The 24325-nt window shown below is 71.7% G+C and carries 23 protein-coding genes, 2 tRNA genes and 1 pseudogene; 12 read left to right on the plus strand and 14 right to left on the minus strand.

The features are described from left to right. The first annotated feature begins 308 nt into the window (after window positions 1–308). Entirely contained in the window at window positions 309–554 is a 246-nt protein-coding gene (locus tag ACZ63E_RS26790; RefSeq protein ID WP_465338862.1) for a hypothetical protein, read from the plus strand. Here the strand turns inward: ACZ63E_RS26790 and selB are convergent. The 3 genes from selB to ACZ63E_RS26805 all read right to left on the minus strand — a co-directional run bounded on the left by selB (window position 526) and on the right by ACZ63E_RS26805 (window position 3633). Then, window positions 526–2265: a selenocysteine-specific translation elongation factor gene (gene selB / locus ACZ63E_RS26795; protein ID WP_465338863.1), complete on the minus strand. Its 1740-nt coding sequence runs from the start codon at window positions 2263–2265 to the stop codon at window positions 526–528. The genes ACZ63E_RS26790 and selB overlap by 29 nt on opposite strands. Further along, window positions 2256–3539: an L-seryl-tRNA(Sec) selenium transferase gene (gene selA, locus ACZ63E_RS26800; RefSeq protein WP_465338864.1), complete on the minus strand. Its 1284-nt coding sequence runs from the start codon at window positions 3537–3539 to the stop codon at window positions 2256–2258. Before selA ends, selB begins: the two co-directional genes overlap by 10 nt. Then, window positions 3539–3633, minus strand: a tRNA-Sec gene (locus ACZ63E_RS26805). Before ACZ63E_RS26805 ends, selA begins: the two co-directional genes overlap by 1 nt. Before the next feature lie 54 nt (window positions 3634–3687). Here ACZ63E_RS26805 and selD point away from each other — a divergent pair. Then, entirely contained in the window at window positions 3688–4680 is a 993-nt protein-coding gene (gene selD / locus ACZ63E_RS26810) for a selenide, water dikinase SelD (RefSeq protein WP_465339098.1), read from the plus strand. A gap of 36 nt (window positions 4681–4716) precedes the next feature. Here the strand turns inward: selD and ACZ63E_RS26815 are convergent, their stop codons facing one another. After that, window positions 4717–5244, minus strand: coding sequence for a MauE/DoxX family redox-associated membrane protein (locus ACZ63E_RS26815; RefSeq protein WP_465338865.1), 528 nt, complete (start codon window positions 5242–5244; stop codon window positions 4717–4719). A 167-nt stretch (window positions 5245–5411) separates the two neighbouring features. Here ACZ63E_RS26815 and ACZ63E_RS26820 point away from each other — a divergent pair, with 167 nt between their 5' ends. Genes ACZ63E_RS26820 through ACZ63E_RS26840 form a run of 5 tightly spaced genes read left to right on the plus strand, consistent with a single transcriptional unit; the run spans window position 5412 to window position 7924 of the window. Further along, window positions 5412–6077: a hypothetical protein gene (locus tag ACZ63E_RS26820; RefSeq protein ID WP_465338866.1), complete on the plus strand. Its 666-nt coding sequence runs from the start codon at window positions 5412–5414 to the stop codon at window positions 6075–6077. An 11-nt stretch (window positions 6078–6088) separates the two neighbouring features. Then, window positions 6089–6613, plus strand: a complete 525-nt coding sequence (locus ACZ63E_RS26825) for a hypothetical protein (protein ID WP_465338867.1) — start codon at window positions 6089–6091, stop codon at window positions 6611–6613. Window positions 6614–6644: 31 nt separating this feature from the next. Then, window positions 6645–7145 carry a hypothetical protein gene (locus tag ACZ63E_RS26830; RefSeq protein WP_465338868.1) on the plus strand — a complete coding sequence of 167 codons (501 nt, stop codon included), beginning with the start codon at window positions 6645–6647 and terminating at the stop codon, window positions 7143–7145. 5 nt (window positions 7146–7150) lie between these two features. Then, the gene (locus tag ACZ63E_RS26835) at window positions 7151–7333 is read left to right on the plus strand and encodes a hypothetical protein (protein WP_465338869.1); all 183 of its coding nucleotides are present in this window, start codon (window positions 7151–7153) and stop codon (window positions 7331–7333) included. A gap of 18 nt (window positions 7334–7351) precedes the next feature. Beyond that, a complete protein-coding gene (locus tag ACZ63E_RS26840) occupies window positions 7352–7924 on the plus strand; it encodes a hypothetical protein (RefSeq protein WP_465338870.1) in 573 nt (190 codons plus the stop codon). Here the strand turns inward: ACZ63E_RS26840 and ACZ63E_RS26845 are convergent. Beyond that, window positions 7890–11258, minus strand: a complete 3369-nt coding sequence (locus ACZ63E_RS26845) for a S8 family serine peptidase (RefSeq protein WP_465338871.1) — start codon at window positions 11256–11258, stop codon at window positions 7890–7892. The genes ACZ63E_RS26840 and ACZ63E_RS26845 overlap by 35 nt on opposite strands. 1359 nt (window positions 11259–12617) lie before the next feature. Between ACZ63E_RS26845 and ACZ63E_RS26850 the strand changes: the two genes are divergently transcribed. Further along, window positions 12618–13640, plus strand: coding sequence for an MFS transporter (locus ACZ63E_RS26850; protein ID WP_465338872.1), 1023 nt, complete (start codon window positions 12618–12620; stop codon window positions 13638–13640). A 679-nt stretch (window positions 13641–14319) separates the two neighbouring features. Here the strand turns inward: ACZ63E_RS26850 and ACZ63E_RS26855 are convergent. Then, window positions 14320–14412: pseudogene (locus ACZ63E_RS26855) on the minus strand (DUF397 domain-containing protein); the annotation flags it as partial. Between the two features lie 19 nt (window positions 14413–14431). Then, window positions 14432–14671 carry a Scr1 family TA system antitoxin-like transcriptional regulator gene (locus ACZ63E_RS26860; RefSeq protein ID WP_465339099.1) on the minus strand — a complete coding sequence of 80 codons (240 nt, stop codon included), beginning with the start codon at window positions 14669–14671 and terminating at the stop codon, window positions 14432–14434. Here ACZ63E_RS26860 and ACZ63E_RS26865 point away from each other — a divergent pair. After that, on the plus strand, window positions 14650–15066 hold the full coding sequence (locus ACZ63E_RS26865; protein WP_465338873.1) for a recombinase family protein: 417 nt from the start codon (window positions 14650–14652) through the stop codon (window positions 15064–15066). The two genes, ACZ63E_RS26860 and ACZ63E_RS26865, sit on opposite strands and share 22 nt — an antisense overlap. A 15-nt stretch (window positions 15067–15081) precedes the next feature. Continuing rightward, window positions 15082–15729, plus strand: a complete 648-nt coding sequence (locus tag ACZ63E_RS26870) for a recombinase zinc ribbon domain-containing protein (RefSeq protein WP_465339100.1) — start codon at window positions 15082–15084, stop codon at window positions 15727–15729. Here ACZ63E_RS26870 and ACZ63E_RS26875 read toward each other — a convergent pair. The 4 genes from ACZ63E_RS26875 to ACZ63E_RS26890 all read right to left on the minus strand — a co-directional run bounded on the left by ACZ63E_RS26875 (window position 15694) and on the right by ACZ63E_RS26890 (window position 19522). After that, window positions 15694–15777: transfer RNA gene (locus ACZ63E_RS26875), tRNA-Leu, on the minus strand. The two genes, ACZ63E_RS26870 and ACZ63E_RS26875, sit on opposite strands and share 36 nt — an antisense overlap. An 82-nt stretch (window positions 15778–15859) precedes the next feature. After that, window positions 15860–17503, minus strand: a complete 1644-nt coding sequence (locus ACZ63E_RS26880; RefSeq protein WP_465338874.1) for an AfsR/SARP family transcriptional regulator — start codon at window positions 17501–17503, stop codon at window positions 15860–15862. A 28-nt stretch (window positions 17504–17531) separates the two neighbouring features. Then, complete coding sequence (locus ACZ63E_RS26885) at window positions 17532–18581, minus strand: CE1758 family FMN-dependent luciferase-like monooxygenase (protein ID WP_465338875.1); 1050 nt, start codon at window positions 18579–18581, stop codon at window positions 17532–17534. After that, the gene (locus ACZ63E_RS26890) at window positions 18581–19522 is read right to left on the minus strand and encodes an NmrA/HSCARG family protein (RefSeq protein WP_465338876.1); all 942 of its coding nucleotides are present in this window, start codon (window positions 19520–19522) and stop codon (window positions 18581–18583) included. Before ACZ63E_RS26890 ends, ACZ63E_RS26885 begins: the two co-directional genes overlap by 1 nt. A gap of 165 nt (window positions 19523–19687) precedes the next feature. Here ACZ63E_RS26890 and ACZ63E_RS26895 point away from each other — a divergent pair, with 165 nt between their 5' ends. Then, a complete protein-coding gene (locus ACZ63E_RS26895) occupies window positions 19688–20467 on the plus strand; it encodes a cellulose binding domain-containing protein (protein WP_465338877.1) in 780 nt (259 codons plus the stop codon). On the opposite strand, the gene ACZ63E_RS26900 is transcribed toward ACZ63E_RS26895, so the two are convergent. The 3 genes from ACZ63E_RS26900 to ACZ63E_RS26910 form a co-directional block, all read right to left on the minus strand. Then, window positions 20439–21491, minus strand: a complete 1053-nt coding sequence (locus tag ACZ63E_RS26900) for a cytochrome P450 (protein WP_465338878.1) — start codon at window positions 21489–21491, stop codon at window positions 20439–20441. The two genes, ACZ63E_RS26895 and ACZ63E_RS26900, sit on opposite strands and share 29 nt — an antisense overlap. 62 nt (window positions 21492–21553) lie before the next feature. Then, entirely contained in the window at window positions 21554–21673 is a 120-nt protein-coding gene (locus ACZ63E_RS26905; RefSeq protein ID WP_465311139.1) for a tryptorubin family RiPP precursor, read from the minus strand. Window positions 21674–21760: 87 nt separating this feature from the next. Further along, window positions 21761–22654 carry a LysR family transcriptional regulator gene (locus tag ACZ63E_RS26910; RefSeq protein WP_465338879.1) on the minus strand — a complete coding sequence of 298 codons (894 nt, stop codon included), beginning with the start codon at window positions 22652–22654 and terminating at the stop codon, window positions 21761–21763. Between the two features lie 96 nt (window positions 22655–22750). Between ACZ63E_RS26910 and mdlC the strand changes: the two genes are divergently transcribed. Next, on the plus strand, window positions 22751–24325 hold the full coding sequence (mdlC, locus tag ACZ63E_RS26915) for a benzoylformate decarboxylase (protein ID WP_465338880.1): 1575 nt from the start codon (window positions 22751–22753) through the stop codon (window positions 24323–24325).

The raw sequence follows: 24325 nt of genomic DNA on the forward strand, positions 1-24325 counted from the left end.
GCTCGTGTCCGTGATCGGTCTCGTCGTCGGCCTGCTGAGCGGTTATCTCGGCACCCGGTTCGCGGCGATGCTGCGCGCTTCGGCCACGATCGAGGAGGATGACTGATGCATACGAGACTGCGGCGAGCCCTCCTCGCTCTGACGTTCAGCGCCACGCTCACCGCGGCCGGGACGACGCCCGCCTTCGCCTACGCCCCGGTCGACGTTTCGTGCCCAGCGGCGGCATCGCGGGCAAAACCGGGCAGCTGCTCATGAACGGCCCGGGTGGTGCGTAGGGGCGGGAGGCGAATTCGGCGACGGTCGCCTCGGTGGCCATCCGGCTGCGGATCTTGCCGATGCCGAAGTCGGCGAGCACGGGCAGTCACGCCGAGATGTTTCTGCTGGGCACTGTCTTCGCCGAGAAACTCTTCACCGGCACCGAGGCCACCGCGAACCGGTTGATCGCTGTCATCGACGCCGTGCCGCTACCCGCGCTGACCGTGAACGCCGGACCGCTGTGGCAACCGGTACACGCGCCGTCCGCGCCTACCGGTTTCCCGCTCGGCCACCGGTGATCCGGCGGGTGCCGTCGCCGAGCGGTTCGGTCAGCCCGGCCGCGTCGAGGGCCTCGAGCAGCGGGATCATCACCCGGCGCGTGCTGTCCAGGGCACGTCGGGCTTCGGAGACCGTAAACGGCTTTCCCAGCTCGGCCAGCGTTTCGATCGCGCGTCCGCGTGCGTCCGGGCCCAGCACGATCCCGTCGGCGACCGCGCTGAGCCTGCCCAGCCGGACGGCGGCGGCGAGTTCCCGTTTGCCCAGGCCGAGTGCGAGGAGGTCGGCGGCTTCCGGCGCCCGGAACGGGTGTTCGGCAAATCGCTTCGCGAGCACGGCGACCGCGCGCTCGACCTCGGCGGTCAGCCCTGCGCCGGGGCGCCGGACGAGGCCGCCGTCCGCGACCAGGCCTTCGTTCAGGATGGCCTGGACCAGGTCCGCGGCCGGTAAGCCGAGCCGCTGCCGGAGGACGTCGACCGGCATTCCCGCCGCGACCGGGTGCTTCCGCGACCACTCGGCCACGACCGCCGGGACCCGGCCGCGCAGCTCGGCGAGACGGGCCGGGTCGGCGTGCCAGTCGCCGAGGCGCTCGCCCACCTCCGGGAGTCCGAGCGCGGGAAAGTCGTCGTGGCGCAGGAAACCCTCGCGGCGCAGAAGATCCCAGCCCGGCTGCGGACTGGCCAGTTCCTCGCCGCGGGCCCGCGCGCCGCCGCGGCGGGCCAGCGATGGCGGGCGAACGTCGAGGACGTCGAACCCCGCCGGGATCCGGTGCTCCCCCGGGTCGCGCAGCAGTCCGCGGTCCCCCACCCGCAGCGGCAACGGCGTCGCGAGCAGCAGCCGCGCGGCGTCCGGCCCCAGTGGGCGGACCCGCACGGGTACCGCGGCGGACCCGAGGTGCGCCACGAGGTGCCGGTGGAGGCCGGCGGTCGCGGCGCGCAGCCGGACGTCGACCTCGGTCGTGGTACGCCACGCGCCGGGCGTCAGCAGGGCGTCGCCACGTCCGGCCGCGTCCCGGCCGACCCCACGCAGGTTCACCGCTACCCGCGCCACAGCGGACACGCTCTCGCGCGGCTCGCCGAGCGCTTGGAGCCCTCGAACGTGGACGCGGGCATCACCGAGCATCAGCTCGTCGCCGACGCAGAGGGTCCCCGCGCCGAGTGTCCCGGTGACGACCGTGCCCGCGCCCTTGATCGTGAAGGCGCGGTCGATCCAGAGCCGCACGTCCGCATCCGGATCCGGCGCCGGCAGCCGGCCGGCCAGCTCGGCCAGCTGAACGCGTAGTTCGTCGAGTCCGGTCGTGCTGCCGGTGCTCACCGCCGGCACCTTGCCGAGTGAAGTCGCGGCGATCTCGGCCCGGGCCGCCGCGGTCGCCGCGGCGGGGTCGGCGCGGTCGGCTTTGGTGACGACCAGCAGACCGTGCTCGACGCCGAAAGCGTCGAGGGCGGCCAGGTGCTCGGCCGACTGGGGCATCCAGCCCTCGTCGGCCGCGACCACGAACAGCGCGGCCGGCACCGGCCCGATCCCGGCCAGCATGTTCGGGACGAACCGCTGGTGGCCCGGGACGTCGACGAACGCGATCTCCTCGTCGCCGAGGCGCGTCCAGGCGAACCCGAGGTCGAGGGTGAGGCCGCGGCGGCGTTCTTCGACCAGCCGGTCCGGTTCCATGCCGGTGAGCCGGCGGATCAGCGTGGACTTCCCGTGGTCGACGTGCCCGGCCGTGGCGATCACCCGCATCGGCGGACGGCCTCCCTCAGCGCCGCGTCGGCGGCTGGGCGGACCGTCCGCAGGTCGAGCAGGCACCTGTCGCGCACGATCCGGCCGACGACCGGCGGCTCGCCCAGCCGCAACGCCGTCGCGTACCGGGCGGGCAGGGCGACCGCCGCGCTCGGCAGGTCGACGCCGGGAGCGCCCCCGCCGCCGACGACCGCCGTGGACGTCACCGCCTCGGCGTCGATTCCGGCGGACCGCAACGACGTCGCCAGTGCTTCCGCCCGGGTCCGGAGTTCGCCGAGGTCGGCGTTCAGGGCGGCGCGCACCGGTGGTTCCGGCCCGCGCAGGGTGGCTTCGAGCGCGGCCAGTGTCAGCTTGTCGACACGCAACGCCCGGGCCGCGGGATGGCGTCGCAGCCGTTCGATGACGGTGGCCTCGCCGAACAGCAGCCCGGCCTGCGGACCGCCGAGCAGCTTGTCCCCGCTCGCGGTGACGACGGTCGCGCCCGCGGCGAGCGCCGTCGAGACGTCCGGCTCGTCCGGTAGCAGCGGGTGCGGGGCGAGCAGGCCGGATCCGACGTCGGCGACCACCGGCACACCGAGCCCGGCAAGCTCGGCAATCGACGCCTCGGCCGTGAAGCCGATAACGCGGTAATTCGACGGGTGGACCTTCAGCACGAAGCCGGTGTCCGGGCCGATCGCCGCCGCGTAGTCGCGGACCGAAGTGCGGTTGGTGGTGCCGACTTCGCGCAGCCGCGCGCCGGTCGAGGCGAGCAGGTCGGGGATGCGGAAGCCGTCGCCGATCTCGACCAGCTCACCGCGCCCGACCACGATTTCCTTGCCCTGCGCCAAAGCCAGCGCGCACAGCAGCAGGGCGGCCGCGTTGTTGTTGACCACGTGCACCGCGCCCGGAACCGCGTCCGCCAGCGCGGCCAAAGCGCCACGGCCGCGTTTCGCGCGCTCACCGGTCTCGAGGTCGAACTCGACGTCGGTCGTGCCGCCCGCGGCGACGACGGCGTTCAGCGCGGCCGGCGACAGCGGCGCCCGGCCGAGGTTGGTGTGCACGAGGACGCCGGTCGCGTTGAGCACCGGCCGCAGCGACGACCCGGTCACCGGCAGCCGGGCCAGGACCTCGTCGACGACCTCGCCGGGCTCGATCCCACCGGCTCGTGCCCGCTGCTGGGCGGCCACGACCAGCGCTTTCACCAGGTCACGGCCGAGTGTCTCGGCGGCCTTCGCGATGCGGGGCTCGGCGAGCACGGTATCGGTGCGCGGGATCGCCCGCCGCGGGTCAGGCATGGCGGAGGCGGACGGGAATCGAACCCGCCAGCGGCAGGACCTGCCGCTCAACGGTTTTGAAGACCGCGCCGGCCACCAGGCCGGGTACGCCTCCTTGCACCATCCCGTCATCCTGCCAAGCTCGCGTACCTTGCGCATCATGGACCTCATGAGCGTCCGGCTGACCCAGTACGCCCATGGTGGCGGCTGCGCGTGCAAGATCCCGCCCGGCGAGCTGGAGGACGTCGTCCGCGGCCTCACCGCCGCGACGCCCGCGCACCCCGCGGGAGAGCTGCTGGTCGGCCTGGACGACGGTGACGACGCGGCCGCGGTCCGGCTCGCCGGCGGGGTCGCGCTGATCCTGACCACCGACTTCTTCACCCCGGTGGTCGACGACCCGTACGACTGGGGCCGGATCGCCGCAGTGAACGCCCTGTCCGACGTCTACGCGATGGGCGGCACACCGGTGGTCGCGGTGAACCTGCTCGGCTGGCCGCGCGACGTCCTGCCGTTCGAACTGGCCGCCGAGGTGCTGCGCGGCGGGCTGGACGTCTGCGGCCAGGCGGGCTGTCACCTCGCGGGCGGGCACAGCGTCGACGACCCCGAGCCCAAGTACGGCCTCGCCGTCACCGGCACCGCCGACCCGGACCGGTTGCTGCGCAACGACGCCGGCCGCGCCGGTGTCCCCCTGACGCTGACCAAGCCGCTCGGGATCGGCGTGCTCAACTCGCGCCACAAAACCACCGGAGAACGGTTCGAGCAGGCGATCGCCACGATGACCACGCTCAACCGCGACGCTTCGCAGGCCGCACTGCGGGCGGGGGCGGTGTGCGCGACCGACGTCACCGGCTTCGGGCTGCTTGGTCACCTGCACAAACTGGCCCGCGCGAGCGGCGTCACGGCCCGGATCGACCCAGCCGCCGTGCCCTACCTCGACGGCGCCCGCGAGGCGCTGCGCGACGGCTACGTCAGCGGCGGGACCCGGCGCAACCTCGACTGGGTCCGCCCGCACGCCGACCTGTCGCGGATCACCGAACACGAGGCGCTGCTGCTGGCGGACGCCCAGACCTCCGGCGGCCTGCTCGTCGCGGGCGAGCTGCCCGGCCACCCGGTGATCGGCGAACTGCTCCCCCGCGGCGAGCACACGATCGTGACCGGCTGACCGCCGGAAACGCCTGGCGGTTCCGGGAGAAAATCATCAACCGGCACGATTCATTTTTCGTTTGCCGTCTCCGAGCCACCCGGGAATCAGATAATTGGCCATCGCGAGAACCACCCCGGCGGCCAGACAGGACCACCGGTCGGCGCTCGGCCCGAGCACCGCGCATCCGGCGCCGCCCACGGCGAGAACAACCGCGCGTGCCACCACCACCCATGACACCTTCCCCGCCCCGAAACAGCCGCACGGCACCCCGGCCCGGCGAATCCGCAACAACGCCGCATAGCCGGCGAAGGCGCAGTACACCACCGCCTGCACGACGACCGATGATTCCACTGCCGACGGGGCCGTGAGCAGGAGCGCCAGCACGGTCGTGCCCACGAGCAGTTCCACCCCGGAGGTCGCTGCCGCCACGAAGGCCGTCGACGCCGCCGGCAGCAAGCGGTGGGCGCGCAGCACCGCCCGGTGTTCCCGCGGACGCACCGCGTGGGCCGCGCCCGCGCTCGTCAGGAGAATCGCCCCGAAAGCCGCTGACACGGTCGCCGCCGCCGACCAGAAAACGTTCATGGAACCACTCTATTGACCGACAAAAGTGCCGTCCCCATTCGGCCCAATCCCGAAACGATCGTGGCCACGGCCGAATCCGTCGGCTACTCTCACCGAGCGGATTCCCGGAAATCGGAGGTCTCATGGGGGCACAACGGTTGCGGTTGACGGCGCCGAGCGGGGACCGCGTGACGATCACCCTTTCCGAGGCGGCTCCCGTTTCCCACGTGGTCGCCGGAGTCCGTTTCGTCGGCGGCTCGTTCGGCACCGGCTTTCAGATCGGGCCGCGCGGTTACCACGATTTCGCCTGCACGCACGTGGCCCCGGCGCAACCGCGTGAGCGCTTGATCGTGCACGGCCGGGAAGTGATCGTCGCCGAGGCCGACGACAAGCAGACGTCGCTGGCCACGCTGATCGGCACCTACCACGAGCTGATGACCGTCTATGCCGGCCCGGCACCCCGCCGCGACCGCGTGCTGGCCCTGTTCGGCTCCCTGCGGATCGAAGACCACGTCACCGGCATGACCGTCGTGCCCCGCTCGGCGACGCTGCTGGACTCGATGAACGAACACTTCGTGGTCGTGGTGAAGGACCACGGCTCGCTGTCGGTCCCGGCGCCGCGGCACGCCGCCGAACTGCTCCCCTCGCACGCGGGAGCCCGCACGAAACACGGCGAGGTGTGGAAGTCCGCCTATTCGGCGGATGGGGGCGCCTCAGCGGCGTCGGCGCGCTCGTTCGTCCTGGGTTGCCCGGCGGGCACAGCAGAGGTCCATCTCACCGACACGACCGCGACGTCCGAACGGCAGCGGCTCGACTGGCTGGACGAAATCGACATCGCCTGGGACCGGGACTGAGGAGAACCCCGATGGACTCCTCGATCGCGTTGACGCTCATCACGTGGGCGGCGATCATCCTGCTGTTCTTCGGCCTGGCGGCGGTCCTGCGCGAAGTCCGGCTACTGCGCGGAATGATCGACCGGAACACGGACGGGTTCGTGACCGCGCCACCGGATCTGGTCCTCGGCCCGCGGTTCGCCGAACCCGGCGGCGGGATCGTCGCGGCGGTCGACTCCGGCTGTCCGCTGTGCCTGACGGTCGTCGAACGACTCGCCGGGCTCGGAACGACAGCCACGCTGCTGACCCACGAACCGCCTGCGACGTGGACGAACCTGGCCCACGGGCTGACCGTCGTCAGCGACAGCGAAGCTTGGCGGTCGATCTCCCACCTCTCCCCGCCCGTGCTGATGCTGCTCGGGGACACCGGCGAGGTCCGCAAGATGCTGCTCCCGGTCCGCGCCGGGGAAGTGGACACCGCACTGGCCGAATGGACCGGACCACAGGCAGGAGGCGATACCGGTGACGCTGGTGTTGGCGCACATTCCCGACCATGACCGGCCCGGACCGGATGCCGCGGGCACCCGGATGGGCACAAGACTGAAAACCGGCGGCACGCGCAGGACGTTCCTGCGCGCGGTGACCCTGGGCGCGCTGACGATCGGGGCGACGGCGCTCGACTGGTCCGGTATTTCCCGCACCAGGAAAGCGAACGCCGAGACCAGCCCGTACGGCATGCCGGGCTACGACCGCAACGACTGCCACGACGCCTACCCGGACGGTTACGCCGAACTGCCCGACACCAGCGGCGCCTACGTCACCACCTACGCCGCCTGCTTCGGCGGCTTCTGGCGGGGAAGCACCTACTGCGAGGCGGGCTGGCACAAGTACGGCACCTGGAACGAGAACGGCATCCAGGTCGACCACCAGCCCGTGTCCAACACCTGCGGCCAGTTCGTGGGCAAGAACGCATGGCGGTGGACGACACCGGACAAGAAGGTCTACCGCTGCTCGGACGGCTTCTCCACCTTCTGGGGCGGCGGCTACACCGGCCAGACGTACCTGACCATCTGCCGCGCGGCCCTCTGACCCGGATGTCCGCGACCCCGTCGCCCGGCCGGCGCCGGTGGCACCCGCGCACCATCGCTCTCGGGCTCGTGCTCGCCGCGACCGGGGTGAGCGGCGCCGTTCTGCTGAGCCGACCGGGATGGGTGCTGCCGAGCGCGTGGCTCGTCATGTGCGCGGCAGCGGGGTTCGCCACCAGTGGCTCCAGTTGAAGCCGCAACTCGGCCTTCGTGCTGAGCTCGCCAGTTTGGCGGGGCACCCCTGTACTGGCGTTCTGCGCGGGACTTCTCTGCGGCGGCGCCCTCACCGCGATCGTCCTGGTCGTGGCCGGCTCGTTGCTGCGCGCGCCGCTGCCGGATCCCGTCCGCTGGGCGGTGGTGGCCGCGGCGCTGGGTGCCGTGCTGCTCCGGGAAACCGGCGTGTGGTCGTTCCGGTTGCCGGAAAACCGCCGGCTGGTGCCGGACACCGTGTTCCGCCTCGGACGTCACCTCGGGCCGCTGCAGTTCGGGATCGAGATGGGCACCGGCGCCCGCACCTACCTGCCCAGCGGGCTGCCCTACGTCGCCGCGGTCACCGTGGCGCTCACCGCGTCGGTGCCGGCCGCGTTGTGCGCGGGTGCCGGGTTCGGGATCGGGCGGGCGCTGATGACCAACGCGAACCTGCGCTACGGGGCGGACAACGCCTGGGACGGCGAATGGCAGGCCCACGGCCGGGAACTGAGGTTCCTGACCGGGGCCGCCTTCCTCCTCCCGCTCACCGCGATCGCCGTCAGCCTCCTGACGGCGCCGTCTGGTACGCCCTGATCACCGTCTGGACGACGGAGTTGCCCTCGCTGTCGCGGGCAGTGATGCGCAAGGACACGAATCCGTCGCCGGCGGGGTTGCGCACCAGCGCGAGCCCGCCGTTGCCGATGCGCACCGAGGGCACCCGGGTCCAGGTCGTGCCGTCGTCGGCCGAGGTTTCGACCCGCAGATCGGCCACCCGGAACGCACCGGCGCCGGGCTGGCGTTGCGCGGTCAGCCCGAGCACGAACGGTTTCCCGGCGGGAGCCCGGCTCTGGTCGTCGACCGCGCCTTGGGCCCGGACCACCAGCAGCGGCAACGGAACCGCGGACGCCCCCGTGTCACGGAACGTCCACGCCACCGTGGCCTTGGTGCCCACCACCGACCACGGCACGCTGCGCGTGGCATCGGCTCGCAGCGTGTAGGTGCCGGGGGTGTCCGGGATGGTGAACGCACCGGCGACCGGGCTTTGCGCGGTGCCGAGCGGAACGCCGTCCCGCGACAGCGTCATCGTGCCGGTGAGGCCGCCGGGTGGTGCCGTGTACTGCTCCGGGTCGCTGCCCGAGATCAGCGGGATCGCGTACGTCAGCTGGTTTCCGGTGCGGAGCACGCCCCAGCCGTCCTGTGCCGCGCCGAAGGCGGGGCCGACCGGTGCACGGTTCCAGCCGGCGCGCTGGGGACCGGGCCGGTGGGTCTGGTACGCGTAGTTGTTCTCCGCGTCGGTCAACGGGGTCGGGTACACCGCCACGAGGTGTTCCCAGCTCACGTCCGGGCCCGGGCTGTAGTACTCGGTGCGGTGGCTCGGCAACGTCTGGGCCGCGAGCAGGTACGTGCCGGTGTTGGCGCCCGGGAAGGTGAAGGTGGACGCGTCGAGGCGCAGACCGTTCGCCGGTCTGCCCTGGGTGTGGTAGCGGGTGTCGACCTCCGCGAGATCCCGGTCCCGCACCCGGAAGACCGGGTCGGCCGGGACACGGCCGCGTTCGAGTAGAGCCAGCTGGTAGACGTATCCACCGGGATCGGCAGCGGGTGGCCGGGCGGCGAGGGTGGCGCGCAGGTAGCTCGCGTAGGTGTGGTCGGTGATCCGGCGATCCGAACCGGCCGCGAACAGCTCGGTGCCCGGCTGGATCGTCCAGGCGAGCGTGCTGGTGCGGGTCCCGCCCGGGTTGCCGGAGACGATGCCCAGTTCACCGCCCTGTAGACGCGCGTCCGGGTGATCGACCACCGCGCGCATCGGCTTGCCCGCCCTCGCGTCCAAAGTGAACGAAGCATCGGCGGTCACCGGCTGACCGGGCCGGGACATCAGCGTGACCGCGGCCGGCGCGGTCTGGCCGGCCGGGTCACCGGACACGTCGAAGGCGTTGAGGTCGTAGCGGCCCTTGGGCACCCGCACCGACGCCGTGCCGTCGGCCCGGAACGGGCGGACGCCGAACGCCGCGCCGGTCGCAGTGTCGACCAGCGTGGCGACCCCCGCGGTGAACTTCCCGTCGCGGCCGATCATCCGCACGGACACGGTGTAGCTCTCGCCTTCCAGGACGGCACCGAGGGCGGTCTGCACGGTGATGCCGGGCGCGGTCGCGGTCAACCGGCCGCCGTACTGCCCGGCACCACCGGCTGCCGTCCGGAGGGACACTCCGACGTCGGCGCTGCCGTGAGCGGGAACGGTCACCGACGGCACCGACGAGGTGAACAGCTGCGCCGGCCCGGGACTGCCGTCCGGTCCCGTGGCGGTGGTGGCCAGCGCCAGGGTGACCGCGGCGCCGCCGTCGTTGCGGTAGGTCACGGTCTTCGTGACGACCTGGGTGTGCGGCCAGGCGAAGAAGCCGTAGCCGACGCTTCCGCCGGTGGCGGTGACCTGCTGGGTGACCGCGCGACCGACGTCGACCCGGCCCGCGCCCTGCTCGAGGACGCCGGCAGTCGGCTTGGCGGTGCTCGTCAGCGTCGACTTGAGCCGGCCGGCGAGCCAGTCCGGATGCTGCTGCAGCAGCAGCGCGGCCGACCCGGCGACGTGCGGCGCCGCCATCGAGGTGCCGGTGAGCCGGGCGTAGTTCGCGTCGACCGCAGCGGTGTCGCCGTCGCGGGTGCCCGCGGCCCTGGCCGAGACGATGCCTTCGCCAGGAGCGGCGATGTCGGGTTTGACCGCGTAGTCGCCGAGCCGGAGGCCGCGGTTGGAGAACGGGCTGGTGGTGTCCTGGGCGGACACGCTGCCGACCGCCAGCGCCGAGTCCGCGGTGGCGGGCGCGACGACGGGGCCGGGCTCGGGCAGGTCGGTCGAACGGTCGTTGCCGGCCGGTGCGACGAACAGCGTCCCGTACTGGGCGGTGAGCCGGTTGACGGCCTGGGACATCGGATCCGTGCCGTCGGTGGCGTCGCCGCCGAGGCTCATGTTGACCACGCGGACCTTCGGCGCGATCCACTCCATGCCCGCGATCACCGCGGATTCCGGGCAGCCGTAGTCGACGCAGACCTTGCCGCTGATCAGGTGCGCGTCCGGCGCCACGCCGCGGTAACGGCCACCGGATGCGGCGCCCGTCCCCGCGATGATCCCGGCGACGTGCGTGCCGTGCCCCAGGTCGTCGCTCGCGTCGGGCCTGGTCCCGGTGAAGTCCTTCGCCTCGAGAACCTTGCCGGCCAGGTCCGGGTGATCGGCCTTGACGCCGGTGTCGAGCACGCCGACGGTCACGCCGGTTCCGGTGTAGCCGGCGTGCCAGGCGACCGGGCCCCCGATCTGCGGCACGCTGACGTCGAGGGCCGGGGTGGCCAGGCCGTCCAGCCAGACCTTCTCGATCCCGGTCCGCAGGGACCGGGAGGCGCCGGCGGTGAGCCAGCTCCAGAGCTGCGCTTCGTGGCGCTTGTCCTGGCGCAGAGCCGTGCCGTGCACACTCGGCAGGTCACGGACAGCGGTGGCGGTGGGTGGCGTGGCCGCGAGCGGTTCGGCTGCCGAAGCCGCAGCCGAGTAGCCGATGATCAGCGGGAGGCTCGGCGCCGAGTCGGCGAGGTGCTGTCTCACCAGCTCGGAAACGTTGAACAGCCGGGGATCCAGCCGGCCGGACGCCACCAGCGGCAACGCATCCGACGGCACGACGCTGACGTCTCCGGCGCGGCCGCCGGTGTCCGTGTCACGGAGGAACGCGATCCGGTCACGCCCGGGTCCCGGTTCGATCGTGACCGCGCTCGCGCCGCGGGAGTTCGGGAGTACCCGCACCCGGTCGCCGGTGATCAGCGTGACCGTCCGAGCGGGATCACCCGCGGCCGCGGGCGTGACACCCGGGTCGGCGGCCGCGGACCCGGGTTGCGCCAGACTCGCCGCCAATGCGGCCACCACCGTGCCCGCGATCGCTCTTCGCCTGCGATACATGTCAGGACCCTCCACTGAGCTCGTTTTCCTTCACACTTTCCACCGGCTCACGAATCACGTCAGCCTGTCGGAAAAAGCCGAACAACACGCATTCACCCCAGGGCGGTTTCCGGATTTTTCGGACACACGGCAGCCGATACGATACTTCCGGACGTTGACCGTCATTCAGCCGATCTCGGCCACGCTACCCGGCAAGCACCACGCACGTACCGCCGAACGGAGCATCAAAGTGGACCGATGATTTTCCGAACAGTGGAGAAGTAAAGCCACCAGCGACACTCGACCGAATATCACTCTCTTGCGGGGAAATTTACCCCGAATGAGAAGTTGACTCAATCGCAGTACGCATTCCCGGATTCCAGTCGATGACATGGTGGCGCCCCGGCAAGACACCGCACGGCGCCGTGTCAGCCACTCTGCGGGCCCGGCCCCGCACACCACCGTGCGGGGCCGGGCACCAGGTCGGTTACTGGTGAGGGTGACGTGCTCGGCGCCCTTACCAGGAACGGTGAAACGGGCGTGATCGCACGTACCGCCGTTGTTGGGGTGCACGGACTCGTCCTGGTCGCCTTGACTCGTTCGCGCGCAAGCTCGCGGCGTCGCGCTACACCCACCCTGACGACAAGGTCGCCGTCGCAGACCTGCTGGAGCGTTGGAACACCGGCTTGGGCCGTAGCCTGCCCGAACGCCGCATCGCGCTGCACCTCGCGCGAGCAGGCGGCACCCGTGCGATCGCGGTAACCACCGGCGCGTGTTCGTCGGCTGAACGACGGTCCGGCTCCGAGTCGCCGAAGGCGTGCCGATGAAACGTGCAGCCGACCTCCAGCCGCCGGCGTGGCGAAGGCGGTGTGGCGCTTCGCCGTCGCCAGTGCACGCCCCGGCCCAGTCCATTTCCGGCGAAAAGGTGCTCACCGTCGAACTGACGCCCATCGCCACCGTGACGTGTGTGCAGGTCACAAGGCCTGGTCGACGGGCTACGGAAGTTCATGGACAGCGGCAGAACCCGGGACATCGAGAACCAGCGCTGCAAACGTCCCTGACCTCAGCGGCCGCGGAGTCCAGGACGGGCCGACCCCTCCGCGGCGATCACCGACAGCACCGGCGCCGGCGTCCGTTCTCGCCGGCGTCAGGATGCTCGACAGCAGCAGCAACGCCCCCACCCCCAGGTTCAGCCGGCACAGTGGGGCCGTGCTCGGGATGACATGCCAACGCCGCTCGATCATCGGACCTGCTCCGTCGGGATCTCTCCTCGGATCCGCCCCGAAAGCGAGTCGACCAAACCGGCGGGAATCCGACGTGACCCCGAGCTGTCGCATCCCTGCCAGCGCCCGCCCGCCGCCATCGGTCTACTTGACCTTCATGAGCACCAAAGCCGCCGTCGCCGCGCTGACCGTCGGGATCTTCGCCATCGTCACCACCGAAATCCTGCCGATCGGCCTGCTGACACCGATCGCCGGGAGCTTCGGGGTCTCCGCCGGCACTGCCGGCTGGACCATGACCGTCCCCGGCATCGCCGCCGCCGTCGCCGCGCCGGTCGTCACCGTGGTCACCAGGCGGCTCGATCGGCGTCTCATGCTCGTCGGCCTCATGGTGCTGCTCGCGGCCGCCGGCCTACTCGCCGCCGTCGCTCCGGGCTTCGGTGTCCTGCTCGCCGCGCGGTTCCTCGTCGGGCTCGTCATCGGCGGCTTCTGGTCGATCGGCTCGGGCCTGGCGCCGCGGCTCGTCGGGCCGGCCGCGGCCGGGCGGGCCACCGCCGTGATCTTCTCCGCCGTGCCCCTCGGCTCGGTGCTGGGCGTGCCGCTCGGCACCCTCGTCGGGCAGCTCGCCGGCTGGCGGACGGCCTTCGTCCTGCTCGGCCTGCTGAGCCTCGTGACCGCCGCCGCCCTCTGGTTCGCCACCCCGCCCTTGCCGGCAGCGGAAGTCACGCGGCTGACCGTCCTCAAGGGACTGCTGCGCAAGTCGAAGGTCCGAAGTGGACTGGTCGTGACGTTTCTGGTCGTTCTCGCCCACTTCGGCACCTACACCTACATCACCCCGCTGCTGCGCGATGTGGTCCGCCCGGACGTGCCCAGCGGCTACCTCCTGGTGTACGGCGCCGCCGGGATCGCGGGCACCTTCCTGGCCGGCGCTCGCTTACGGCGCGGTCCCGGTCTGCTCGCAGCAGTGGTTCGCCCACGAGGCACCGGAAGCCCCCGAGGCGGCCACCGTCCTGTTCACCGCGTCCTTCCAGGCGACGATCGCCGTCGGCGCGCTGGCCGGCGGGTTCGTGGTGGACGCCGCTTCCGCCGCCGACAACGCCAAGCTCGCCTCCGTCACGACAAACGACGTCGAACACGCTCAGCGCGTCGACGATCCTCCCTACCTGCCGGAACACCTCGATGAGCCCCCTCGCCGCATCCGGGACACCTTTCGTCGATCGCGCGCCGGAACAACCCGGTCGCACTGCAGCAGACCCCGCCGCCGCGTCTTCTCCGCCAGGCCGATCAAGCCGTCCCGATCGGCTGCGGTCACCAGCGCCGCTCGACGTATTCGTCAAGCTCGCGCCAACGGCCACGGCCGTCACCGAGATGTCCGGGCTCCGGCAGGGTTTATGAACCCGACCGCGCAGAGCTCGATCAGCCCGCGGGGAATCCAGCGGCCGTGCCCGATCCGCCGGACCGCGATGCAGAACTTCAGCAGGGCGCGCCGGTGGGCTCGCCGTCGTGAAAGCCACGTTCAACCACGGCGCGGCGGTCAGGTACTGAACCACGTGTCCGTCGGTGGCCCGGACGGCCGCCTCGGCGAGGCGCGGATCCCGTCTCGGTAGCTCGCTCGACCTCGGACTCGGTAAAGCTGTCCGGAACCCCCACCTGGTGCCCGGCGTGCAACAGCATCCTGACCTGCTGGTACTTGTCGACGCCGGTCGCGGACGGCATCGCGGTGACCGTGTCGCCGAGCAGCCTGCGCAGCGCCAGAGCGACGTCGTTCCGGTCCTGGCCTCGTCATCGGAAAAGTACCGCTCGGCCGGCGCCGGCCACAGCACGGTCTTGGACGGCAGCAGCCGGCGTCGCGGCGGCAGAGTTCAGCTTGCCGCGACACATCCGAGGAACGCGCCCCAAGCACCTTGGCCGACCACGAGCTGCCCGTCGGACGGCGCCCCCGAGTCACGCACCCCGACCTCGTCACCGAATTCGTCATGACGTAGCCTCCAACAGCTCGCTCTTCACTTTCGCGATGAGCTCGAGGCTGATGATCGACGGCGCCTGAGCCGAGTCGAACACGATGAACGGTCCGGTCAGAAGCGGCGTCCATCCCGATTCGAACGGGATAATCCGCACCCTGACATTGGACAGGTCGGTCATCTCCGCGAGATAGGTGAGCTCGGTTACCCGACCCCGCCACCGCGCGAGTCGTGCAGCGCATCTACGCCGAATACATCGGCGGCCGCGGGAAGTTCGCCATCGCCGAAGCCCTCACCCAGGACGGCATTCTGTCCCCTTCGAGCAACGACCCGGCCCGCAACCGGCACCGCAGCGGCGTCGCCTGGGCCAAGGGCGCAGTCGGGGTCATCCTGACCAACCCGCGCTACACCGGCCGCCAGGTCTGGAACAAACAGCGTAAAGACGAGGTCCTCATCGACGTCGAAGACGTCGGCCTGGGCCACGAGACCAAGATGCGCTGGAACGCCCGCGACAAATGGATCTTCTCCGAGCAGATCGTCCACGAACCGATCATCGACGTCGACACCTTCCAGCAGGCCCAGGAGATCGCCGCCGTCAAGGGCGCCGGCCGCAAGACCCGCGAACGGACCCGCACCCGCCACCCCTAAGTCCTCAGCGGCCTCCTGCACTGCGGCGTCTGCAGCCGCCGGATGCAGGGCCAGCGCAACCACGAACGGCCGTTTTACCGCTGCCGCTATCCCACCGAATACGGCCTGGCGAACAAGACCGAACACCCGCGCAACGTCTACCTGGCCGAACGCGACCTCCTCGGCCCCATCGACAGCTGGCTCGCGACCAGCTTCGCCCCGCACCGGCTCCACGACACCATCGACGCCCTCTACGACGCGCAACCGGACCTCGACGTCGATCCCGCCGCCGCAGCAGCCGAGAAGCTCATCGCCGATTGCGACCACGCGCTGGAGCGACACCGCGCCGCGCTCGAAGCCGGAGCCGACGTGCAACTGGTCACCGGATGGATCACCGAGACCCAGGCCCGACGAGCCGAAGCGAAGGCACGCAACAGCCTGAAACCGAAGCCGGAGCGGCTGACCAAGGACCAGATCCGCGAACTTGTCGAGCGGCTGGGTGACATCAGGAAGGTGCTGAGTGCGGCCGACCCGATCCGCAAACGGGAGGTCTACCGCGCTCTCCAGCTGCGGGCCACCTACCACCCCGGTAAACGACAAGTGCGGATCGAGGCTAATCTCGATCCGCACATGTGGGGTTATGGTAAGTGTCCGAGGGGGGACTTGAACCCCCACGCCCGTTAAGGGCACTAGCACCTCAAGCTAGCGCGTCTGCCATTCCGCCACTCGGACCTGCTGAAGAAAGACTACTACGGCCACCTCGGACCTCTCCGCAGGGGGGTGTCCAGTAGCCGAGACCCGACCTCTGGGATGATCAAGCGTTCTGCATCGGTTCAGCCGCCATGACCTGGCCTTGGGCGAACAGCCTGAGGGGCTCCTGGTAGCGGTACCGATCGGTCCCCGACGGCTCCAGCAAGTGCGCGTCCACCAGGGACTCCAGCAGCAGTGCCGTGTCGCCCAAGGGGAGGCCCAAGCGGGTCGACGCCGCCGGGATTGAGATCTCCGGGGAGTCCGACAGCACCTGGAACGCCCGGGCCTGGGCCGGGGACAGCTCTGCCAGCGCCGACTCGTACGGCTTCTCGATCGCGCCGCACTCTGGGGGTGTCACCGGGGAGCCTGGGGCTGGGCGGCCGAGGCGGTCCAGGGCCTCTGCCATCGTCCAGCCTGGGCGGGATGCCAGCCTCGCCCCCACCGCCTGGATCACCTGGGGCAGGCCTGCCATGCGCGTGACCAGCAGGTTCGTCTCCAGCGGCTCGCCCAAGACTCGGTCCGCGCCGATCAGTTGGGTCAGCAGCTCCATGGACGCCGTCTGTGTGAGGCCGCCCAGTTTGGTCCAGTGGGCCACTCCGTAGAGGCGGCGGCGGGCCGTGATCATGACCGCTCCCGCCGCCGGCAGCAGCGGGAGGATCTCGTCCGTCTCGCGTGCGTTGTCGAGAACCAGCAGGAGGCGGCGGCCCGTCGTACGGGTTCGCCACAGGGCCGCGCGCTCGCTTGACGACTCCGGTGGCGTCGGGACGCCGATTCCGCGCAGGAGCTCGGCCAGCGGGTCCGCGGACGCTGACAGGTCCAGGAACAGCTGGCCGTCCGGGAAGGACGCGGCCAACAGGTGGCCGAGGTGGACCGCCAGGGTGGTCTTGCCGATCGCGGCCAGGCCTTCGATGCCGATCACCGGGACTCCCGGGCGGGTCAACGACGTCGACAGCGCCGCCAGCTCCGGTGCTCGGCCGGCGAACTCCGGCAGGTCCGGGGGCAGCTGTGTGGGGCGGGACGGTGCGGCCTCGCCGGCCAGGATTCGGCGTTGCATCTCCTGGAGCTCCGGCCCTGGGTACAGACCCAGCTCCGTCTCGAGCAGGCGCTGGATGTCGGTGAACACCTCCAGTGCCTCCGTCTGGCGGCCGGAACGGTACAGCGCCAGCATCTGCAGCTCGCGGGGGCGCTCGCGCAGCGGCTCCGACGCGATCAGGTCCGTCAGGTCCGCGACCGCTTCGGTGTGGCGGCCGGCCTCGATGTCGGCCGCCGCCGCGTCCTCGCGGGCCTTTGTGTGCAGCTGGCCCAGGCGGACACGGGCGGCTTCCGCGAAGTCGCCCGGCAGGCCGGCCAACGGCGTTCCATGCCAGAGGCGCAGCGCAGCACGGGGGTCTCCGGCGCGGAGCAGGCGGGAGAACTCCGTGACGTCCAGGGAGGCGTCACCCAGTGCGTAGCCGCCGCTGATGGACTCGATCGGGATGCCCGCCTGGCGCAGGCGGGACACGTACGAGCGGACCATGCCCACCGCCGCCCGGGGTTCGGCGCCGCTCCACAGGGCCGAGACCAGCTGGGACGGCGAGAGGGGCGTGCCCTCCTGCAGCAGCAACACCGCCAGGGCCGCTCGCTGCTGCGGCGGCCCCAGCTCCACCTCGACGTCGTCGCGCCACGCGCGGACCGGGCCCAGCACTTCGAACCGCAGTGATCCCGTCACGCTCAGCGCAACCCGCCGCGGCGGACGGCTATTCCGGCGGGTCGTCCGGCACGTGCGCCGGGCGCAGGCGGGTGAACTCCTTCCGCAGCTCCGGGACGACCTCCGCGCCCAGCAGGTCGATCTGGTCCAGCGCCGCCGCGTGGGGCAGACCCATGCCGTCGACGTTGAACAGCTGCCGCTGGTAGTCGCCGAAGTCCTCGCGGAAGCGCATCGTGCGGTCGATGACCTGCTGCGGGCTGCCGACCGCCAGCGGGGTCTGCGCCATCGTCTCCTCGAGCGACGGCCCGTGGCCGTAGATCGGCGAGTGGTCGAAGTACGGCCGGAACTCGGCGATCGCGTCCTGGGAGCGGCGCCGCATGAACACCTGGCCGCCGAGGCCGACGATCGCCTGGTCGGCCGGGCCGTGGCCGTGGTGCTCGAACCGTTCGCGGTAGAGCGTGATCATCCGCCGGGTGTGGTCGACCGGCCAGAAGATGTTGTTGTGGAAGAACCCGTCGCCGTAGAAGGCCGCCTGCTCGGCGATCTGCGGGCTGCGGATCGAGCCGTGCCAGACGAACGGCGGCACGCCGTTCAGCGGCCGCGGCGTCGAGGTGAACCCCTGCAGCGGCGTCCGGAACCGGCCCGACCAGTCCACGACCTCTTCGCGCCACAACCGCCGCAGCAGCGCGTAGTTCTCCACGGCCAGCGCGATCCCGTCGCGGATGTCCTTGCCGAACCACGGGTACACCGGCCCGGTGTTGCCGCGCCCGAGCATCAGGTCGACGCGGCCGTCGGCGAGGTGCTGCAGCATCGCGTAGTCCTCGGCGATCTTCACCGGGTCGTTCGTGGTGATCAGCGTGGTCGACGTCGACAGCGTGATCCGGCTCGTGCGCGCCGCGACGAACCCCAGCAGCGTGGTCGGCGACGATGGCACGAACGGCGGGTTGTGGTGCTCCCCCGTCGCGTAGACGTCGAGACCGGCTTCCTCGGCGCGGACAGCTGTCTCGACCATCCGCTTGATCCGCTCGTGCTCGGTGGGCGCCTGCCCGGTCGCGGGGTCGGGGGCGATGTCCCCGACCCCGAAGATCCCGAACTGCATCACAGCCCCTTGAACGCGTCGTGGTGTTCGGCGAGCCAGGTCGCGAAGTCCTGCAGCCGCGGGTTGAGCTTCCGCACGGCTTCAGGGTCGCGCGCGCCGGCGAAGGCGCTCTCGTGCTCGGCGTAGTAGAAGAACATGTTCGCCAGGTCGTCGGCGCCGGGCGCCCCGGACGCGCGCACGTCCTCGACACTCGCCGGCCGGTAGACGACCTCGGTGCCGAGCTCCTTCGCGAACGCCGCCGCGTACTGCTCGCCGGTCAGGTTCTCGCCGGAGATGCTGATCGTCTCCCCCGCCAGCTCGGGGCCGCGCGCGAAGACGCCGAACGCGGTCCGCCCGATGTCCTCGGCCGCGATGCCCGGCAGCCGCGCCTCGCCCATCGGCAGGTGCAGCGCGACCACGCCGTCGGGGTCGCGGACCGGGCGGAAGAAGTCGACGAACGCCTCGAAGTAGAAGGTCGTCGAGAGGAACGTCGTCGGCACGCCGGCCTCGACGAAGAACGCCTCGGCCTCGGCCTTGCTGTCGAAGTGCGGCACCTTGTACTGCCCGTGCAGCGTCGGGACGCTGTTGTCGCGCAGGTGCAGGCGCGTGTCCGGCAGGGTCGACCAGACGACGTGCCGCAGGCCGGTGGCCTTGGCGGCCGCGGCCATCGCGCGGGCTTGCTGCTGCTCGCGCTCCACGGAGTTGTACTCCCAGAACGCCGTGACGAAGTAGGCGCCGTACGCGCCTTGAAGCGCCTTCGTCAGGCTTCCTTCGTCGTCGAGGTCCGCGCTGACGACCTCGGCGCCGCGTGCGGCGAGGGCCTGCGCGGCCGGCGAATCCGGGTTGCGCGTGAGCGCCCGCAGCGCGAACCGCTGCTCCGGGTCGTCCAGGATCGCGCGGGCCACCCCGCCGCCCTGCTGACCGGTGGCGCCCACCACGGCGATGATCTTCTTGTCGGACATCCGAACCTCCTGGGACCGGGCCGGGTGTTCCGGCCACCAGCTCAGGGAACTCCCGCGGTGTCTGCGTCTTGTGCACGGCGGGTGCACGCGGCGTGCACGTGGTTTACAAGACCCGCCCCGGCTTCCTAGGATTCGCCGGTCGGGCCGCAGAACGGGAGGTTCCGTATGGCGCGCGCCGACCGTCGGCGAGACGACGAGATCTCGGTCGCCGAGCTGCTCCGGGAGACGGGTGCGACACCGCGTTCGCTCGGTGAGCCGGCCCCGGCCGGGCCCGCTCGGGAGGACGACACCGGCGAGGGCTACCGCGAACGGCTCGAGCAGCGGGCGCGCGAGGCGGCGGCGGGCCAGCAGCGCGCCGGGCGGCGGATCCGGTGGGTTTCCGCGCTCTGCGGCGCCGTGGTGGTGCTCGGCAGCCTGGTGCTGATCGCGGTGACGTCGGAGAGCTCGCCCGGGCGGCAGGCAGCCGCGTCACCGGGTCCCCTCGCGCCGGCGACGACGCCGCGCTCGACGACGTCCAGTGTCCGGCCCCCGAGCCCCACGCCGATCCCGACGGTGCTGCGGCAGACGGCGTCCTCGACCTCCGCGGCGGCCGTGCAGACCCAGCCCGCACCACCGCCGGCGGCGGCGACGTGCGCGGTGCGGTTCACGGTCAAGGACCAGTGGGACGACGGCTTCACCGCGGAAGTCACCATCACCAACAAGGGCGGCGGAACGCTGTCGCCGTGGACGCTCGCCTGGAGCTTCACCGCCGGCCAGCGCGTCACCCACGGCTGGGACGGCGACTTTGACCAGCGCGGCGGGCGGGTCACGGTGACCGCGGCCTCGTGGAACACCACCCTCGCGCCGGGCGCGAGCGTCACCACGGGGTTCAACGGCGACTTCGACCGCGGCAACCCCGCGCCCGGGGACTTCGCCCTCAACGGCTCCCGCTGCGACGCGCCCTGACCACCTTGACGTCGGCCAGCTCCAGCAGGCCGTCAAGCTCGACCCGCGCGCTGGTGTGGCGCGGGTCGGGCACCAGGCCTTCGGCGCGGACGACGTCGAGCAGGCGGCTGGCCAGCGGCAGCACCAGGTGCCGGCCCCAGCAGCGCTCGCTGACGTGCCCGAACGGCAGGTACCCCGGGTGGCGGTCGGCGTCGAGCTCCGCCCAGCGCCGCGGCCGGAACTCGTCCGGCGCCTCCCACAGCTTCGGTGAGCGGTGGCTCAGCAGGGGCAGCAGCAGGACGTCGTCGCCGGGCGTGATGCGCGCGTCGACCTCGGTGAACTCCGGCGAGCGGACGCGCAGGACGTTCCACGACGGCGGCAGCAACCGCAGCGCTTCGTTGATGACGTACTCGTTCGGGACGTCGTCGTCGAACGGCGCGCCGAGCCAGAGCGCGTTGGTCACCAAAGCGGCGACGGTGAAGCAGATCGGCCCGGCGACGCGGCGGTAGAGGTACATCCGGAAGCGCCGCTCGGCCAGGCTTTCGGCGGCTACGACCTGCCGCGCGAGGGTGGACAGCGGCACGTCCGGAGCCGGCGGCCGGACCAGCGCGGCGCCGGCGGTGACGGCCGACCACGTCAGCTTCGGTGTCAGCTCCAGGCGGCGGTCGACGAGCACGCGGAACCGGCGCAGCTCGGGCCCGAAGACGAACTGCCGCAGGTGGTCGTGCGGCACGGCGGGCCAGGCGCCGGTGAGGTCGGGACGGCCGGCGGGGCGCTTCAGCGCCGCACGCACGTCCGCGGCGAGTGCCTGCATCAGGCTCGCGGACTCGGCCCGGGTGACCGCGCGGCCCAGCACCGGCTTGAAGGTCGGCCGTTCCTCGGCGTTGGCCGGGCGGGCGCGCAGCACGGCGTCCATCAGGGCCGGGTCGGCGATCCCGACGGTGTCCGCGTCGAGCCGGAACAGCCCGTCGTCGCGGTGGTCACGAAGCAGCTGGTCGAGCCGGGGCGCGAAGACGACCGCGCGGTGGGCGGGGGCGATGACCACGTTCGGCACTCCTCCGAAGGGAAGCGCGGCCGGTCCCGGTGACCGGGACCGGCCGCGGGTGATCAGATCCAGCCGTACCAGGCGTAAGCCTTCAGGCTCTTCTTGGGAAGCGCTTTCTTGACCAGGCGGACGAGCTTCACCGGTTTCCTCCCTAGCTCGGTTGTCAGGACCGTGATCGACACTAGGCAGGGCGGGATCGGTTCAGCACGAAGGATTACACGTTCGGCCCAGATCTTTCGGCGTGAAATGGGCGCGAAGAAAAATGCGTGTTAAATCAGCACCTCGCGCATGAAGTTCACGAGCCAGTGCTGCGCCGGGCTGCGCGCGTGGGTGTGGCGCGTGTACACCGACACCTGCGCCGGCTCGACGTCCATCGGCAGCTCGAAGAGCCGGACACGGTGCTCAGCCGCGAAGACCTCCGCCACCAGGCGCGGGACCATCGCCACCAGCTCACCGTCCTGGACCAGGTACGGCAGGGCCGCGAAGCGCGTCACCTCGAGGACCACGCGGTCGAGCAGGCCGGCCGCCTCCAGCGCGCGACGGGGGCCGTCGTGGCCGGTCGGGCCGAACACCGTCACGTGGCGTTCCGCCGCCAGCTCGCCGAAGGTCACGCGCGCCTTCAGCCGGGGGTGGCCGGCCGCGACCATGCCCAGGTAGCCCTCCGAGAACAGCGGGATGCGGGCCACGCGCTGCGAGCTGATCAGCGGGGACGCGATGAACGCGTCGATCTCGCCGCGGCCGAGCTGGTCGGCGGCCCGCTCGACGTCGAGCGGGCGGACGGTCAGCGTCACCCCGGGGGCGGCCGCGGGCAGCGCCGCCATCAGGCGCGGCAGCAGCGAAATCTCCCCCAGGTCGGACAGGCACAGCGTGAACGCCGCCCGCGCGGTCGCCGGGTCGAACGACCAGGCGCCGCTGACCGCCGTTTCGATCTCCGACAGCGCGCTGTGCAGCGGCTCGTAGAGCGCGCGGGCGGTCGTCGTCGGCTCCAGGCCGCCGCCGGTGCGGCGGAACAGCTCGTCGGAGAACCGGCGTCGCAGCTTCTGCAGGCTGTAGCTGATCGTCGGCTGCGTGACGTGCAGGGACTCGGCCGTCGAGGTGACGCTGCGGGTCTCGTAGAGCAGCACGAACGTGCGCACCAGGTTGAGGTCGAAGTCCCGCATCATCGATCCCGTCTATGAACGACCGAGGCAACATTTATTGGAACACAGGCCGGTGGCGTCCCTAGGGTCTGGGCCAACCCGCCCGAGGAGGACCTGCGCATGCCCACCGCCCGCCGGCTCGCCCACGAGTTCCTGCACCGCCGTGGCCTGACCACGATCTTCGGCAACCCCGGCTCGAACGAGCTGCCGTTCCTGGCCGGGCTGCCGGACGGCTTCCGGTACGTCCTCGGCCTGCAAGAAGGCGCCGTTGTCGGGATGGCCGACGGCTACGCGCAGGCGACCGGCCGGCCGGTGCTGGTCAACCTGCACGCCGCCGCCGGGTCGGGCAACGCGATGGGCGCGCTGACCAACGCCGTCTACTCGCGCTCTCCCCTGGTGCTCACCGCCGGCCAGCAGGTGCGCTCGGCGATCGGCATGGAGGCGATGCTCGCCAACGTCGACGCCACGCAGCTGATGCGGCCCCTCGCCGCCTGGTCCGGCGAGCCGAGCTGCGCCGAAGACGTCCCGCGCTCGCTCGCGCAGGCCGTGTTCGAAGCCGAGCTGCACCGGCGGCCGAGCTACCTGTCGGTCCCCTACGACGACTGGGCCGTCGAGCTGGACACGAACGCCGCCGTGACGCTGGACCGGACCGTCCGGAGCGGGCTGACGCCGTCCGAGGCCCAGCTGGACGACCTGGTGGCGCAGGTCGCCGCCGCGAAGAACCCCGCGCTCGTCCTGGGCGGGGACCTCGACACGACCGGCCTGTTCGACCGGGCCGTCGCCCTCGCCGAACACCTCGGCGTGCCGACCTGGGTGGCGCCGTCCCCGCACCGGCTGCCCTTCCCCAACCGGCACCCGCTCTTCCGCGGCGTGCTGCCCGCGGGCATCGCGCCGGTCTCGGCCGCGCTGACCGGGCACGACCTCGTGCTGGTGCTCGGCGCGCCGGTGTTCCGCTACCACCAGCACGTGCCCGGCCGGTTCCTGCCCGAGGGCACGCGGCTGGTGCAGGTGACCGACGACTTCGGCGCGGCGACCCGTGCGCCGATGGGCGACGCGCTGGTGGCCGATCCGGCGCCGGTGATCGAAGCGTTGCTGGCTCGGGTGCCCGCGCGGACCTCCGACGACGGCTTCGTCCCGAACCCGGAGCCGAAGACCGGCGGGACCGCGTTGCACCCGGAGCAGGTTTTCGCCGCGCTGCGCGAAACGCAGGCCGCGGACACCCGCTACGTCGTCGAATCGACATCGACGAACTCGGCCTGGTGGCGACAACTGGACCTGCGCCGAGAGGGTTCGTACTTCTTCCCCGCGGCCGGCGGGCTCGGCTTCGGCCTGCCCGCCGCTGTCGGCGTGGCGATGGGCAGCCCGGACCGCCCGGTGGTCGGCGTGATCGGCGACGGCTCGGCGAACTACGGCATCACGGCGTTGTGGACCGCCGCGCACTACCGCGTCCCGGTCACGTTCGTGATCCTGCGCAACGGCGTCTACGGCGCGCTGAAGTGGTTCGGCGAGCTGCTCGGCACGCCGGACGTGCCGGGCACGGAGATCCCCGGCCTCGACTTCACCGCCATCGCGGCCGGTTACGGCGTCCCGGCCACCACCGTGACCGAGCTCGACGACCTGCGTGCCCAGCTCAAGACGACCCCGGACGGCCCGCGGCTGATCCAGGTCGACACCGAACCGACCTCCCCGGAGTGA

It is taken from the genome of Amycolatopsis sp. NPDC104819, assembly GCF_055583145.1.